Below are 13,804 nucleotides of genomic sequence, written 5' to 3'. Positions count from 1 at the left end.
CAATTGAGGTGATGACAATGCGAGAAGAAAAACCGAAATCCCCTTCTCAAAAGAGTAAGAGTACAAAGAAGAATAGATGGTTCTGGCCGGCCGTCTACTCGAGCGTGGCGATCGTCTTTGTCGGCATGATTTGGGGCTTTAATGCCATCATACAAAAGGATACCAAAGAAACTGTTGATGGTACAAACGAGCCGAACAACGGATTGGTCGTAGAAACAAATGCACCAACTGAAGTAGTTAAGTTCCCATTTGATGAGGAACATCTTGACAACGTGGCCATTATACAAGAGTACTATGATACCGAAGCAGATGAAGCAGACAGAGAGAATGCCCTCCTCGTCTTCAACCAAACGTACAAGACGAACACGGGTATCTCAATTTCCGTCAACGACCAACCATTTGAAGTATTAGCAGCAATGAGCGGAACTGTTGAACAAGTCGTAGTTGATCACTTCCAAGGCGGCGAAGTACGCATTACACACGCGGACGGAATGACAACGATTTACAGTTCACTCACAGGCATTCAAGTGAAAGAAGGCGACCAAGTGGAGCAAGGACAAGTACTTGGTACAGCGACGAGTAACGAATGGAACCCGCAAGCTGGGACACACTTGTTGTTCGAAGTACAGGTGGATGGCGTTCCAATTAATCCACGTTCAAAATTAGGTTTTTAACAATCAAGCCATTCTCGTCGTGTAGAGCGAGATGGCTTTTTCTGTATCAAAAATTCTTTTATTCCCACCAATCAATCGTTTAGTAAGCAAGTCATTCACTTAAATCGAAGTAGCGGACGAAAGCATTTCAAGTAGTCCCACAGATTTTCTCCTGCTATTCAAATCTCTTCCTCACTTCAAACGCTCTATCAGACATAACCACGCCCATCTCAGCATAGGATAAAGGAAGAAATGGAGCTGACAGGAAAGGAAGAGGGCGTGCACGAGCAAATTCGGAGGCGATGCGTGCGCCTCGGCAAAATGTTGCTGGACACTGGACTTACCGTACGGGCATTGGCAAAAGCAACAGGCTACTCCAAAAGCACGGTCCATAAAGATTTGACAGAACGATTACCAAACGTGGACTCGGAGTTGTCTGATGAAGTTGCTAGAGTACTTGCCTATCATAAGTCTGTCAGACATTTAAGAGGCGGTGAAGCAACACGAATGAAGTGGAAGAATGAAAATAAGAAAGCCCGCAACACATGACGGGAATAGACGGGGACGCAACCATCCGATTTGGAAGAGTGCGCACACCCTGTCTTTTCGCATGTAGAAAAGTTTGATGAATATACATATGCCATTTGAATAACCTGTAGAAAGTACTAGTGGAAATGAACGATGTAAATTACGATTCATTGTCATGAGTTGTGAATAAAATCCTGCAATTGGCTGATCGACAAATAAGGTTTGTTGCATAAAAACATTCCAAAAGACTGTCAATCTTTGTGTTCAATAAAGAACCAGTGTGTTACAATGTATAGTTAGAAGAGTACGTAAAAATACAGTATGGAATAGGCAGCTGGAAGGGGAAACGGGATTAATGTTTGCTAAAGATATCGGAATCGACTTAGGAACTGCAAATGTGTTGATTCACGTGAAAGGGAAAGGGATCGTATTGGACGAGCCTGCTGTTGTAGCGATTGACAAACATACGAACAAAGTATTGGCTGTTGGCGAAGAAGCAAGTAAAATGGTAGGAAGAACACCGGGTAATATTGTTGCCATCCGCCCAATGAAGGATGGCGTCATTGCTGATTTCGATGTGACAGAAGCGATGTTACGTCATTTTATTAACAAACTGAATGTAAAAGGATTCTTGTCAAAACCAACGATTCTTGTCTGTTGCCCAACAAACATTACACGGGTTGAGCAGAAGGCGATTAAAGATGCGGTAGAAAAATCAGGTGGAAAGAAAGTCTACTTGGAAGAAGAGCCGAAAGTAGCAGCAATCGGGGCAGGCATGGATATTTTCCAACCGAGCGGTAACATGGTCATTGATATCGGTGGTGGAACGACTGACGTCGCGGTATTATCAATGGGCGATATCGTCACATCCGAATCGATTAAAGCAGCTGGGGATTTGTTTGATAGCGAAATTATTTTATCGATCAAGAAAAAGCATAAGTTGATGATCGGTGAACGGACTGCAGAAACGATCAAGAAAAATATTGCCACTGTTTTTCCAGGAGGCCGGAATGAACAGATGGACATCCGTGGACGTGACATGGTGACAGGTTTGCCAAGAACAATTACGATTACATCCGAAGAAGTTCGCGAGGCGTTATCGGAGTCAATCGAAATGATTATTCAATCTGCGAAAAACGTATTAGAAAAAACCCCACCGGAGCTATCGGCAGATATTATTGACCGTGGCATTTTCCTAACAGGCGGCGGTGCATTATTGCACGGGATTGATCAACTGCTTGCAGAAGAGTTGAAAGTACCCGTATTTGTTTCGGACAACCCATTAGGCTGTGTCGCAATCGGCACGGGTATATTGCTCGAAAACATTAGCAAAGTCGGTAAACGATACTAATTGCAATAAATGATAGGAGGCGGGAACAATGTTCCGTGGTTTTTACACAGTCGGTTCTGGCATGATTGCGCAACAGCGTAGAACGGAAATGCTAGCAAATAATATGGCGAACGCCAACACATCAGGCTTTAAAGCAGAGCAATCGAGCATCCGTTCATTCCCTGAAATGTTCATGTCCAGCTTGAATGCGACGCGCATCCCTACAGAAAAAGGATTACATATGACAGGACTCTTACCTGTAGGCGAACTGTCCACAGGTGTTTACATGCAAGAAACGATGCCACTTTTTGTACAAGGCTCCCTTCGTGAAACGGGCTTAACGACGGATGTCGCTTTACTAGAAGGCAACTTGCCTGTCGATGAAGAAACAGGTACACCGGGTGCCGTCTTTTTCCGACTAGAAAGCGACAATGGCAACGAAGTGTATACGAAAAACGGGAACTTCACATTGGATCCGCAAGGCTATTTAACCAATCCGATGGGTTATTATGTCCTGGATACGAACGGCAATCGTATTCAGTTGCAAAATGACGATTTCCGCATTACAGCTGACGGGGTTGTGATGGAAGGTGAAGGTGCGGTTGCGACGCTCGGCGTGTCATTCGCTGCTCAACCAGCAACATTGCTGAAACAAGGCAATGGCCTGTTTGCAAGCAGTACAGGCAATCTACCTGAAGCACAAGGCGTTGCAGGTGTCGGGTATTCATTCCAACAAGGCTATTTGGAAGGGTCTAACGTCGATTCTGCTAAAACGATGACAGACATGCTTGCAGCTTACCGTGCATTTGAAGCGAATCAAAAGATTTTACAAGCCTATGACCGCAGTATGGAAAAAGCAGTGAACGAAATCGGGCGTGTCAATTAATGATACGCATTGAAAGGGGCCGGAAAGTATGATACGGTCGATGACAACAGCCGTCAATACAATGACGCAATTACAACACCATATCGATATTATCGGAAACAACTTGGCAAATTCAGCGACGACGGGCTACAAAGCAAGCCAAGCGAATTTCCAAGAAATGTTGTACCAACAATTCAACAATGACAAAGCGGATACAGCAACACGACAAACACCTGCGGGCATCCGCTACGGTGTTGGTGCAATGCTCGGTTCAGCGCAAATGAATTGGAAAGTCGGCACGATGCAAAAAACCGATCGAGATCTCGATTTTGCATTGACCGAACCGAAACAGTATTTCAATGTCATCATGCCCGGTGAAAATGGCGACACAATCGCCTATACACGTGAAGGTAGCTTCTATGTCTCACCGATTGAAGGCGGCAACTTGATGCTTGTCAACGGTGAAGGCTATCCAATTGCCAATCAAGCAGGCGAGCCGATCACGTTTGCAGACAATGTCCGTGAATACGGTTTATCTGCACGTGGTGAACTACAAGTGACGTTTTCAAATGGCACAACACAAACGATTGAACTCGGCATTTCAACCATTCAACGTCCAAATTTAATGGAACGACTATCGAGCAACTTGCTTGGCGTTCCGGCGAATCTTGCGGACCTTGGCGTCGGACAAGAAGAAGTACTCATCAATCTAAACGGAGCTGACCGTAATCAAATCGGTATGGAAAAAGGTTATTTGGAAGCATCGAACGTCAATTATGAAAAAGAAATGACAGACCTCATCAATGTCCAACGTTCGTACCAATTTAATGCTCGTACCGTCACACTTGCCGATCAAATGTTAGGGCTCATCAATAACATTCGATAAGTCGGGCTAGGGAGAATACAATATGACAGATGATAAGCAAAAAAGTCCACAATTAAACCGCAGAGATGCCACTGAAAAAGAGATCGTGTCATCCCGCAGCGCACGCAGTAAACAAAAAAAGCAGAAGCCTGTGAAGGAAGAACAAGAAACGAAAAAAATCAGATGGGTTCAGATAAGATTACTACCGATTTGGTTAAGAATAATTCTTGTAATTCTTATCTTAGGCGTTGCGGCTATTACTGGAGCCATGTTTGGCTATGGAATTCTGGGTGACGGCCAGCCGGCAGACGTGTTGAAAAAAGAAACGTGGATGCACATATTCGATATTATGAGCGGGAAAGAGTCATAACGGCTCTTTCGTTTACATTTTCACCATACATAAGTTAGGAGGACAAAGTCATGCTAAATGCAGAACAAATTCAAGCTATCATTCCACATCGCTATCCATTTTTGTTAGTCGATCGAATTACTGAACTCGAAGAAGGGAAAAAAGCAGTCGGCTTAAAAAATGTCACAATCAACGAAGAATTTTTCAAAGGACATTTTCCAGGCTATCCCGTCATGCCTGGCGTACTCATTGTCGAAGCACTGGCACAAGTCGGTGCAGTTGCTATGTTGCAAAAAGAAGAAAACCGTGGCAGACTTGCACTCTTCGCAGGCATCGACAATTGCCGGTTTAAACGTCAAGTCGTTCCCGGCGATACGTTAAAACTGGAAGTGGAAATCACAAGAATGCGTGGCGCCATCGGAAAAGGTAAAGCCGTCGCAACCGTCGAAGGCGAAATCGCATGCGAAACCGAAATCACGTTTGCACTTGGACCGGTCGAGTAAGTCTTTTTAGTCCTTGTATGCAAGGAAAAAGCTACGAGCAAAAGGATTTGAGGGATTGTAAGTGAATGAATACCTTTCTCCAAATACACAAAAAAGTATCCAACGTTCCATACGTGTAATTTTTATTAGGTATATGCAAAATATTAGTTGGGATACTGACAGGTATAACATTAGGGATTTTTTTCGCTTGTGGGTTATTTATGTTAAAGCACATTCAACCTGGTATAGAACAATGCCCACAGAGATAAAAACCGATCATCATTTTCATGAAGATCTCGCCCAACGCATCAATGAAGGCATTCAGCGGATTTTGAACGAACCGCCTTCCGAAGACCAAATCGCATCCATCCAAATGATGCAAGAAAAACTCGACACGCACTACACATACGGCTGTAAAGCAGAAGCAAACTTTGTCGAAAAGTTACTAACTGAACACCTACAAAAAGAACAAGATTAAACGGATAGTTCCCTCCTTTTAAGCCAACCTACGAGTATCATACGGATTGTATGATAGACGGCTTGTGGAAAGGAGGGAATTTCATGTTCAAAAAAGCGATCCCACTCGTACTCGTATCTGGATTCGCCCTAGCAGGGTGTGGCAACGACGAAGTACCTGACAACAACGAAACCCCAATGGAAGAACTAGACAACGGGCTACGTGACATGACACCACGTGTAAATAACGGTGCAGGTCCAGACATGGATGGCATCGACAATGGAAACGGCAACAACAACGTAGACGACGGAATCATCAATGACGACAACCGCTACGATGGCAACATGAACGGTGACAACGGAATGGACGACGGCATCATCACCGATGACGGCGTAACCACACCAGACGACACCCAAATGGACGACCGTGACCAACGCAACGGAATGAACGACCGCTAACCGCAAGCCGTAAAGAAAACCGCCTCCAGCAGGCGGTTTTTCCCATTCAGTTCAATGCTTCTTTGTGGAATCGCGTCACACAAATTCCACACAACAAAGCAATCCCCGCATAACTTCCCCAACCGCAGCATACTTCTTCCGAACGCCGCATAGTCGTCGCAAAACGCAGCATACTTCTTCCGAACGCCGCATAGTCGTCGCAAAACGCAGCATACTTCATCCAAACGCCGCATAACGCCTCCAAACGCAGTAATCTTCAAACACCAGTTGCAATCGAAAAACAAAACCCAAGAGCTTAATTTGTCAAAACCCATTTGGCGCGACTCAATACACAAGCAAATATAGTAAACACCCACGATCATTAGACAAAACACCGCATAACTTACTTTCATGAGCGAGATACACACTTTTATGAGCGCGAGAGCCGCAATCATGAGCGTGAGAGTCATATTCATGAGTACGGAAGCAGCATTCATGAGCGCGAAACTCGTATTCATGAGCGTTGGCAACATAACCCCACCAAACGCAGCATACTCCTCGCCCCCGATACAAACGAAAACCAAAGAGCTTAATTTGTTAAAACCCATTTAGCGCGACTCAATACGTCAAGAAATATAGTGATCGCACACGAAACAAAATAAAAATTCCACATAAATACTTAAAACGCGGCATACTTCTCCCAAACGGCGCATAACATCTCCAAACGCGGCATAATCACCACAAAACGCAGCATACTCCTCGCTCCCGCTGCAAACGAAAACCAAAACCAAAACCCAAGAGCTTAAATTGTCAAAACCGATTTGGCGCGACTCAATACACAAGAAATATAGTAATCGTCCACGAAACAAAAATAAAAATCCGCATAAATACTTATAACGCGGCATAAAGTCACCAATCGCGGCATACTTCTCCCAAACGGCGCATAACATCTCCAAACGCGGCATAATCACCACAAAACGCAGCATACTCCTCGCTCCCGCTGCAAACGAAAACCAAAACCAAAACCCAAGAGCTTAAATTGTCAAAACCGATTTGGCGCGACTCAATACACAAGAAATATAGTAATCGTCCACGAAACAAAAATAAAAATCCGCATAAATACTTATAACGCGGCATAAAGTCACCAATCGCGGCATACTTCTCCCAAACGCCGCATAACACCTCCAAACGCGGCATACTTCTCCCAAACGCCGCATAACTCCGCCAAACGCCGTATAACCGCCGCCACCAATCCCAGCATAACCACGCAAAAAAAAAGCCACCATCAAGGCAGCTTTTCCTCCGACAAATCGCGATCCCGATCCTTCTTCAAACGAGGACGTTCCCGCATATCCGACTCAAATCGTTGCAACAACTCTTGACCGCTCAAACCTTCCGTAATGAGCTCTTCCAACAAATGCTCCGCATATTGTGTGCGCGCACGCTTCAAGCGACCTTTCAATAAGACAGAGATATGATCGCCAATTTGCTCTATCGCATCCACCGCCACAAGAAAGCCTGCCGGTTCATTCTCCGGATAAGAAATGACGACGCGCGCCTCCAGCAACTCTTCAGCCGCCTTCCAACGCTCAAACAACTCCTGGTGCGAACGATCGATAAATAGTTCCAGAAGCCACATGCGATGACTATTTTCCTGATTAATAATAATGCCATCCTCTAACGGAAAATCTTGAATTTTATCCTCCACCAGTATGCCCACAGAAATCATTTTAAACGTCTTCAAACCTGTCACCCCGCTCGCTTTTTGCTACAAGTATAACACAATTTACAATAAATCTTGAAAAACTACCCATCTTTAAATAATCTCATAAAATACACAATTCTTAAAAGGCGATACCTATGCGCTTTGAACAAAAAACACCTGTTATCAGACGCTGTTAAAACAACAAAACAACTATCTAAACACATTGAATTTTCAATTTTGAGTATTTGCAAGTTTTGATAACCTAGACATATGATAAGGACATTACAAACAGAAAGGGGGGAAATGAGTGAATCAAGTTGCACTTGTCGGGCGAATTACGAAAGATCCCGTACTAAGAAGATTGTCGGAAGGCAGATTCCAAACAAGCTTCATTCTTGCAGTGAATCGTAAATTCAAAAACCAGCAAGGCGAAGTGGACGCCGACTTCATACTCTGCACAACGTGGGGCAGAGTTGCAGAAAATACCGCGAAGCATTGTGGAAAAGGTTCTCTAATCGGGGTCGGCGGACGAATTCAATCACGCACATATGAACGAGAAGACAAAAGCCGCGTATTCATTACAGAAGTAATTGGTGACGAAGTCCGCTTCCTCGCAACAAAAAGAAGGACAAGCGACGACCTGTATGATGACACTGAAGCCAACGTACATTCCGCAGATTCGCCTGGACGGGACGAGGAACAGGAAAATGTGAGCGCAAACTTCCAGTTACCGCAAGAAGAGAAAGATGGATTGCCAATCTACTAGCTACCTAAGTTACATACGGAAAGCGAGTAGACAGGGGAGGGAGGACCGAAGGAAGTAGTAGCTGTAGCCATGAATTGAATAGCACGTCAGGTAAATCGTTTACATGAATCGAACGAAAGTAGAACAAAGGAGATTTATCGATGTCTAAAGGATGGGGGTCCTAACGACATCATACCAAGCATTGTAGAAGTCGGTTCACAATGCTTGCTGCAATAGGCCGGTGGATCGTGGCCAACCATTTGTGGCAGGAGGCCGCTCCTGCCGCAAATCCAATAAATGAAAGAGGTGAACAACATGACATCCGTCGAAAAACAACTGTTCAGGTTGGAACTCCAAGTGGGACAACTCATCACCATCATCGCCAACTTGAATGAACGCGTCATGCACTTAGAAGAAAAAGTACAGCAACAAAAAGTCATTTCCATCCAAGCTCGCCGAGACAAACAAAAAGTCCATTAACAAACCCGACTCCATAACAGAGCCGGGCCGAAACCTATCGTTCAAATGTTAATAAATCATCAAGTTCAGCATCGGACAATTCCGTAATCCATTGACTCGACTGAATGAGATCTGCAGACAACGCCGCTTTCTCTTGCAACATCTTATCAATTTTTTCTTCAATCGTTCCGACACTAACAAACTTATGCACATGCACAAATTTCGTCTGTCCGATTCGATACGCCCGATCCGTTGCTTGGTTCTCGACCGCAGGATTCCACCAACGATCCGCATGTAACACATGATTCGCTGCCGTCAAATTCAGCCCTGTGCCACCCGCCTTCAACGACAAAATGAAAATCGGGAACTCACCTGCCTGGAACGCATCCACCAAATGATCACGCTGACCTTTCGGCATACTTCCAGACAAAAACGGCACATCCAAGTCATGCAACTCACTCAAACAATGGCGAATTAATTGACCCATCCCGATGTACTGCGTAAAAATGAGACATTGCTCCCCGTTACTCGCAATATCGGCAGCCATCGACACAATGCGATTTAATTTTACCGAACGACGAAGCATTTCATCAGCAGGAGAAGCCGGCTCCTTCAAGAACAACGCAGGATGATTACACAACTGTTTCAAACGGCTAAGCATCTTCAAAATAAGCCCTTTGCGCTCAAAACCAGTCAACGTATCCAACTTAAACTTCGTATCCTCTATGAAACTTTCATAGAGCGCAGCCTGCTCGGTCGTGAGTGGACAATACTCGTTCTGCTCAAGCTTTTTCGGCAAATTCAACTGCAAATCAGGATCATTTTTTGTACGGCGCAACAGAAACGGTCGGATTTTTGCCCGCAGCTTTCGTTTCTCAACCGCCGAATCATCCCGCTCAATCGGAATGATAAACTGTTCATTAAACGTCCGGAAACTGCCAAAATACCCTTTATGAATAAAGTCAAAAATCGCCCACAACTCAGACAAACGATTCTCAATCGGCGTTCCAGTCAGCGCAATCTGATGCTCACCGTGCAATTTGCGTATCGCACGCGACTGCTTCGTCTGCATATTTTTGATATTTTGCGCTTCATCAAGCGTGATACTCGCAAACACCGTGCCACTCAACGTCTCATCATCTTGCGTCGCCGTACCGTATGTCGTCAAAAGTACATCCGGCTTGCGCTCGGCCAACAACTGATCGAACGCTTCATCCTTCGCCCGCGACGGCCCATAATGCGTATGCACGACGAGTGAAGGAGCAAAACGCTCAATCTCCTTCTGCCAGTTGCCAAGCACACTCGTCGGACAAATGATCAACGAAGGCGAAGACGTATCCGGCCGCGAATGGACATTCAACAAATACGAAATAAGCTGAATCGTCTTTCCGAGCCCCATATCGTCGGCTAAACAGGCACCAAACCGATAATCACGCATGAAGACGAGCCAATTGTAGCCCTCAATCTGATATGGGCGTAACTCAGCATTTAACGCATCCGGCACACCAGCATCCGGCAAACCATGCTTATCAGCAATCATTTCAACATACTCACGCAACGACTGTTTCATCGAAAAAGCCAACAACGGATCATCGGATTCACCATCATCCTCGAGAGGGACAATCTCTTCAGGAATTTCCTGAAACAGCAAATCTTTCACCGTCCACTCACCAGCATCCGCCTGATCCATCAACTCACGAATCCGCTTCAACCATTGCGGATCAATATGAAACCACTCATCACCCGAACGGATGAACTCACGATTCTCATCCACCAACTTACGGAACGTATCTTGATCAATTTCTTTATCCGCAAGCGAAAAATTCCAATCGAACGCCAACACTTCATCCAACCCTGCCGCTGAACGATACGACTGCACACTCGCACTCGTCCGCACCCGCAACTTCGACTCCGTCACCGACTTCAGCCAAGCAGGCAAAATCACCGGATAACCGAACGATTGGAACACCGGCAAATCCTCCTGAATGAACACACGCACTTCAGGATCGGACATCGGCATCGACAAAAAACGCTCGCCAGGCTCAACCTGAATGGACTGCAAAAACGAAACCATCTCAGACTGCTTCTCATGAATCTCAGTCGCATATGATTTCCACTTCGCCGGCAGCGCATCCGCAATTGGCGCATTCACCTTTTTAACAGCAGGCGTCCAATGTGCACCGCGCTCACTGACAACAACCGTCTCCAGCAACCATTCAGTACTACCCGCATCATCATCAGGCTCCGTCAAACGGAACGCCACCCGGACCGGCATCGTCGAAACCGACTCACCCGGCCACCCATACTTCTTCAGATGCGGCAACAATGCCGGCAACTGCTCGAATCGCATCGCTGAAGCCTGTATTTTTTCGCGAATCGCATCATGCAAAATCATCGAAGCTGACGCAGAAATCCCGATTTTCTCCTCGTCGAATCGGATTGTCCCTGCGTCCAACTCTGCATAGTGCCAGAAATCCGGTTCATTCCAAACACGCGCAGCCTCCCGGACAGCCGTCAAATGGGCTTCATCCTTCTCAGACTGCCCGCTAAACGAAACAAACGGATGCGGCTTGCCAACAAATACTTGGAAAAACTCATTCGTACTTACATGGACTGATTGCTCATCCGTCACCGCAAGCAATCCATACAACGCTTGTTCATTGGAAAAAAACAGAAAGCTGGCAAGTCGCCCTGGAGCGATACGTCGGCCATTTGAATCGATGGCAGAGAGGGCATAAAGACCGTTTTCCTGACGATCAATTGCCAATTGGAAAAGTGTATTAATTTGTTCGGTATTCATCATAAATTCAAATTCCCCTTTTCCATCTCTTCCGACAATGCGCGCAACCGTTTGTATTGTTCGCGGACCGTATCGATATAGCGATTCCAAAACTCAATCTTGCCGCTCTTTTTCGCACCTGTTTTCATGTTTTTAAACAAGCGGACAGCTCGGCGGTAACTATGCCGATTCTTTTCCTGAATGAACTGCATCGCGTACGTATGCAACAAAGGCATGACGGAAGCAGGATCATTCGCCAACACAAATTTCAATGTATCCGGATCCACTCCATCATACGGCACATTGAAACGGTGCATGAGTGCAGCCCATTCGTCAAAACGCTCACGCTCAATGAGAAAATCACCGAATGCACTGACACCATCTTTTCCATACAACATGAAAAGTTCTTCACGCCGTATTTCAGGAAAATGGGCTTCCTCCAGCAATTCATCCATCTTTCGGATAAAGTGATGTTTGTCTCCATTCGTCTTTAACAGTTCATAATACGTCCCGATATACGGATAAATGGACTCCATAATAATCGCTAACGACTCAGTCTGGCCCATGTCAAGCGCATGATCTGCAAGCGGCAACCAGTGCGTGACACGTTTTCCCCCTGTTTGCGCAGCAACTTTTTCAAGGGCCACATCATCGATCCATTCCAAGTAGACGTAAGCGGCAAAAAACGGCGCTTCTGCAGATTCTTCTTCAAGGAGGCGTGCAAGCTCTTTCTTTTGGGAAGCTTGATCAGTATACAATAAGTCCCACATCACTCTAAACAACTCAAGCCTCTTTTCAAACAGGCCTTTATTGTACAAAGTGATCGACTGAATCATTATTTTCAATGCATCATAAAATACGTCCGTTTCAAACAAACGCAACTTTTTCCGTAATGATTGTGCATGGTCTTTAATCTTTCCGATTTGCTCACCAAGCCACATCTGCAATTGCCACTCACGGTATGTGAATTGATTGGAATCGTCCAGATAAACCTGTACATAGGACCAAGCAGCATCGACGACATGTAAACGGTAAAACAAGTCAAACAAAGGCTTCCATTCCCACTCAAAAGGGGCAAGAGGAATCACTTTCTGATCCATCAACGACGTTTCATGTATGAACACATTCGCATTTTCGCGCGGATCCATGTTTCGCAACGGATTTGTCAATTGACGAAGGACCACATTCCACGCTTCAGGTGAGCGTTCCGACAATTTTAACGTCATTTGGGTGACTTCCGTCTGTTGCCATTCATGCAACCAATCCGTCAACGAATGAAATTGAGAATAGAGATGGAAAACAACTGCAATCTTATGCGGACACCAACCAGGCTCCTCACACGTGCACGTCGCATCCACCTCAGAAAACGTCAATTTCACAAGATGGTCAACACCATCCGTACAAACTGTTTCAACCGAAGATCCGTCTTTAGCAAACCGATATGCAAATCGCGCTCCCTTGCGCACAAAGGAAACCGCCTTTCGAATGATTTGCGCTTCTGTATGAACGTCAGGACGATAAGAATGTTTAATCCTATTCATTAATTCATCAATCTCACGCTCATGCAAATAAGAAACGCGTTCAACTGTCATGTGCATCGGCTCACTCCCTAACATAGGCATTCCCTTTATTATAAAGCTTTTGGCCATCAATTTAAACGATTTCAATTCAAACAAAATGTGTTACGAATAAACCGCATACCTACAAAGTCTGAACAAGTAACATCCCACATCATTTTTTAAAGGAGAAATCATCGAATGAAAACACTTATCTTACACGTACCTGGTCTTTATAACCATTTGCAACAATGGAAAATGAAATCAGCAACCGGGAAACGACTGCGCACCAGCGTCCGCGAACAATCACTCAGTGACACATACGCTGCCAACGAAACTTTTTTAACAATCAATCATGAAGTACTTCTAGCAAACTACCGATTTGACGTACTAACCATCTTATATGTACATGAACCGCAGCAGCGGAAAAATGAAGGCATCATCTGCTACCTAAAAGCCCAGGGAATCGACCATTTCCCGTTAGAAACATCTTTATTATTAAACAAGCGAGTGAAGGAAAAAGTATGAACACTAGCAATTATTCATCCGACATTGAATAAGATAGAAAACAAAACATTCACAAACTAGGTCAGC

17 protein-coding genes are annotated in these 13,804 nt (G+C 45.0%); 12 read left to right on the top strand and 5 right to left on the bottom strand.

Annotated elements, in window-relative coordinates; translation table 11 throughout:
* Nucleotides 1-17 precede the first annotated feature (17 nt).
* The 9 genes from QT711_RS12825 (at nucleotide 18) to QT711_RS12785 (ending at nucleotide 5,987) form a co-directional block, all read left to right on the top strand.
* On the top strand, nucleotides 18-674 hold the full coding sequence (locus QT711_RS12825) for a M23 family metallopeptidase (RefSeq protein WP_317944841.1): 657 nt from the start codon (nucleotides 18-20) through the stop codon (nucleotides 672-674).
* 258 nt (nucleotides 675-932) lie between these two features.
* Nucleotides 933-1,202, top strand: coding sequence for a sporulation transcriptional regulator SpoIIID (locus QT711_RS12820; RefSeq protein ID WP_317944892.1), 270 nt, complete (start codon nucleotides 933-935; stop codon nucleotides 1,200-1,202).
* 334 nt (nucleotides 1,203-1,536) lie between these two features.
* Nucleotides 1,537-2,532 (top strand): rod shape-determining protein, encoded by a 996-nt coding sequence (gene mreB / locus QT711_RS12815; protein WP_317944840.1) that lies wholly within the window; start codon nucleotides 1,537-1,539, stop codon nucleotides 2,530-2,532.
* Nucleotides 2,533-2,560: 28 nt separating this feature from the next.
* The gene (locus QT711_RS12810; RefSeq protein ID WP_317944838.1) at nucleotides 2,561-3,397 is read left to right on the top strand and encodes a flagellar hook-basal body protein; all 837 of its coding nucleotides are present in this window, start codon (nucleotides 2,561-2,563) and stop codon (nucleotides 3,395-3,397) included.
* Nucleotides 3,398-3,425: 28 nt separating this feature from the next.
* Entirely contained in the window at nucleotides 3,426-4,262 is an 837-nt protein-coding gene (locus tag QT711_RS12805; RefSeq protein WP_317944837.1) for a flagellar hook-basal body protein, read from the top strand.
* Nucleotides 4,263-4,284: 22 nt separating this feature from the next.
* Nucleotides 4,285-4,611, top strand: a complete 327-nt coding sequence (locus QT711_RS12800) for a DNA-directed RNA polymerase subunit beta (RefSeq protein ID WP_317944836.1) — start codon at nucleotides 4,285-4,287, stop codon at nucleotides 4,609-4,611.
* 50 nt (nucleotides 4,612-4,661) lie between these two features.
* Nucleotides 4,662-5,093: a 3-hydroxyacyl-ACP dehydratase FabZ gene (gene fabZ, locus QT711_RS12795; protein ID WP_317944834.1), complete on the top strand. Its 432-nt coding sequence runs from the start codon at nucleotides 4,662-4,664 to the stop codon at nucleotides 5,091-5,093.
* Between the two features lie 232 nt (nucleotides 5,094-5,325).
* Nucleotides 5,326-5,550 carry a hypothetical protein gene (locus QT711_RS12790; RefSeq protein WP_317944832.1) on the top strand — a complete coding sequence of 75 codons (225 nt, stop codon included), beginning with the start codon at nucleotides 5,326-5,328 and terminating at the stop codon, nucleotides 5,548-5,550.
* A gap of 83 nt (nucleotides 5,551-5,633) precedes the next feature.
* Nucleotides 5,634-5,987 (top strand): hypothetical protein, encoded by a 354-nt coding sequence (locus QT711_RS12785; RefSeq protein ID WP_317944830.1) that lies wholly within the window; start codon nucleotides 5,634-5,636, stop codon nucleotides 5,985-5,987.
* Here the strand turns inward: QT711_RS12785 and QT711_RS12780 are convergent.
* The 3 genes from QT711_RS12780 to QT711_RS12770 form a co-directional block, all read right to left on the bottom strand.
* The gene (locus tag QT711_RS12780; protein ID WP_317944829.1) at nucleotides 5,984-6,247 is read right to left on the bottom strand and encodes a hypothetical protein; all 264 of its coding nucleotides are present in this window, start codon (nucleotides 6,245-6,247) and stop codon (nucleotides 5,984-5,986) included. The two genes, QT711_RS12785 and QT711_RS12780, sit on opposite strands and share 4 nt — an antisense overlap.
* Nucleotides 6,248-6,592: 345 nt before the next feature.
* Entirely contained in the window at nucleotides 6,593-6,952 is a 360-nt protein-coding gene (locus QT711_RS12775) for a hypothetical protein (protein WP_317944828.1), read from the bottom strand.
* A 299-nt stretch (nucleotides 6,953-7,251) separates the two neighbouring features.
* The gene (locus QT711_RS12770; protein WP_317944826.1) at nucleotides 7,252-7,710 is read right to left on the bottom strand and encodes a YwpF family protein; all 459 of its coding nucleotides are present in this window, start codon (nucleotides 7,708-7,710) and stop codon (nucleotides 7,252-7,254) included.
* Between the two features lie 268 nt (nucleotides 7,711-7,978).
* On the opposite strand from QT711_RS12770, the gene QT711_RS12765 reads away from it, so the two are divergent.
* Both QT711_RS12765 and QT711_RS12760 read left to right on the top strand, forming a co-directional pair.
* A complete protein-coding gene (locus QT711_RS12765) occupies nucleotides 7,979-8,437 on the top strand; it encodes a single-stranded DNA-binding protein (RefSeq protein ID WP_317944824.1) in 459 nt (152 codons plus the stop codon).
* Nucleotides 8,438-8,731: 294 nt separating this feature from the next.
* Nucleotides 8,732-8,896, top strand: coding sequence for a hypothetical protein (locus tag QT711_RS12760; protein ID WP_317944822.1), 165 nt, complete (start codon nucleotides 8,732-8,734; stop codon nucleotides 8,894-8,896).
* A 34-nt stretch (nucleotides 8,897-8,930) separates the two neighbouring features.
* Here the strand turns inward: QT711_RS12760 and QT711_RS12755 are convergent, their stop codons facing one another.
* Nucleotides 8,931-11,675, bottom strand: coding sequence for a DEAD/DEAH box helicase (locus tag QT711_RS12755; protein WP_317944820.1), 2,745 nt, complete (start codon nucleotides 11,673-11,675; stop codon nucleotides 8,931-8,933).
* Nucleotides 11,675-13,252: a hypothetical protein gene (locus QT711_RS12750; protein ID WP_317944818.1), complete on the bottom strand. Its 1,578-nt coding sequence runs from the start codon at nucleotides 13,250-13,252 to the stop codon at nucleotides 11,675-11,677. Before QT711_RS12750 ends, QT711_RS12755 begins: the two co-directional genes overlap by 1 nt.
* 159 nt (nucleotides 13,253-13,411) lie before the next feature.
* Here QT711_RS12750 and QT711_RS12745 point away from each other — a divergent pair, with 159 nt between their 5' ends.
* On the top strand, nucleotides 13,412-13,738 hold the full coding sequence (locus QT711_RS12745; protein ID WP_317944816.1) for a hypothetical protein: 327 nt from the start codon (nucleotides 13,412-13,414) through the stop codon (nucleotides 13,736-13,738).
* Nucleotides 13,739-13,804: the final 66 nt, after the last annotated feature.

The sequence above is a fragment of the Sporosarcina saromensis genome, from assembly GCF_033253735.1.
Classification (GTDB): domain Bacteria; phylum Bacillota; class Bacilli; order Bacillales_A; family Planococcaceae; genus Sporosarcina; species Sporosarcina saromensis.
Note: the sequence above shows the minus strand (reverse complement) of the source record. Positions and strands in the feature narration are given on the sequence as shown.

Bases quoted from the DNA above. Each gene is read 5' to 3' on its own strand.
- QT711_RS12825 (WP_317944841.1), top strand. From the start codon at position 18: ATGCGAGAAGAAAAACCGAAATCCCCTTCTCAAAAGAGTAAGAGTACA.
- mreB (WP_317944840.1), top strand. From the start codon at position 1,537: ATGTTTGCTAAAGATATCGGAATCGACTTAGGAACTGCAAATGTGTTG.
- QT711_RS12810 (WP_317944838.1), top strand. From the start codon at position 2,561: ATGTTCCGTGGTTTTTACACAGTCGGTTCTGGCATGATTGCGCAACAG.
- QT711_RS12805 (WP_317944837.1), top strand. From the start codon at position 3,426: ATGATACGGTCGATGACAACAGCCGTCAATACAATGACGCAATTACAA.
- QT711_RS12800 (WP_317944836.1), top strand. From the start codon at position 4,285: ATGACAGATGATAAGCAAAAAAGTCCACAATTAAACCGCAGAGATGCC.
- fabZ (WP_317944834.1), top strand. From the start codon at position 4,662: ATGCTAAATGCAGAACAAATTCAAGCTATCATTCCACATCGCTATCCA.
- QT711_RS12790 (WP_317944832.1), top strand. From the start codon at position 5,326: ATGCCCACAGAGATAAAAACCGATCATCATTTTCATGAAGATCTCGCC.
- QT711_RS12785 (WP_317944830.1), top strand. From the start codon at position 5,634: ATGTTCAAAAAAGCGATCCCACTCGTACTCGTATCTGGATTCGCCCTA.
- QT711_RS12775 (WP_317944828.1), bottom strand. From the start codon at position 6,952: ATGCTGCGTTTTGTGGTGATTATGCCGCGTTTGGAGATGTTATGCGCC.
- QT711_RS12760 (WP_317944822.1), top strand. From the start codon at position 8,732: ATGACATCCGTCGAAAAACAACTGTTCAGGTTGGAACTCCAAGTGGGA.
- QT711_RS12755 (WP_317944820.1), bottom strand. From the start codon at position 11,675: ATGAATACCGAACAAATTAATACACTTTTCCAATTGGCAATTGATCGT.
- QT711_RS12750 (WP_317944818.1), bottom strand. From the start codon at position 13,252: ATGCACATGACAGTTGAACGCGTTTCTTATTTGCATGAGCGTGAGATT.
- QT711_RS12745 (WP_317944816.1), top strand. From the start codon at position 13,412: ATGAAAACACTTATCTTACACGTACCTGGTCTTTATAACCATTTGCAA.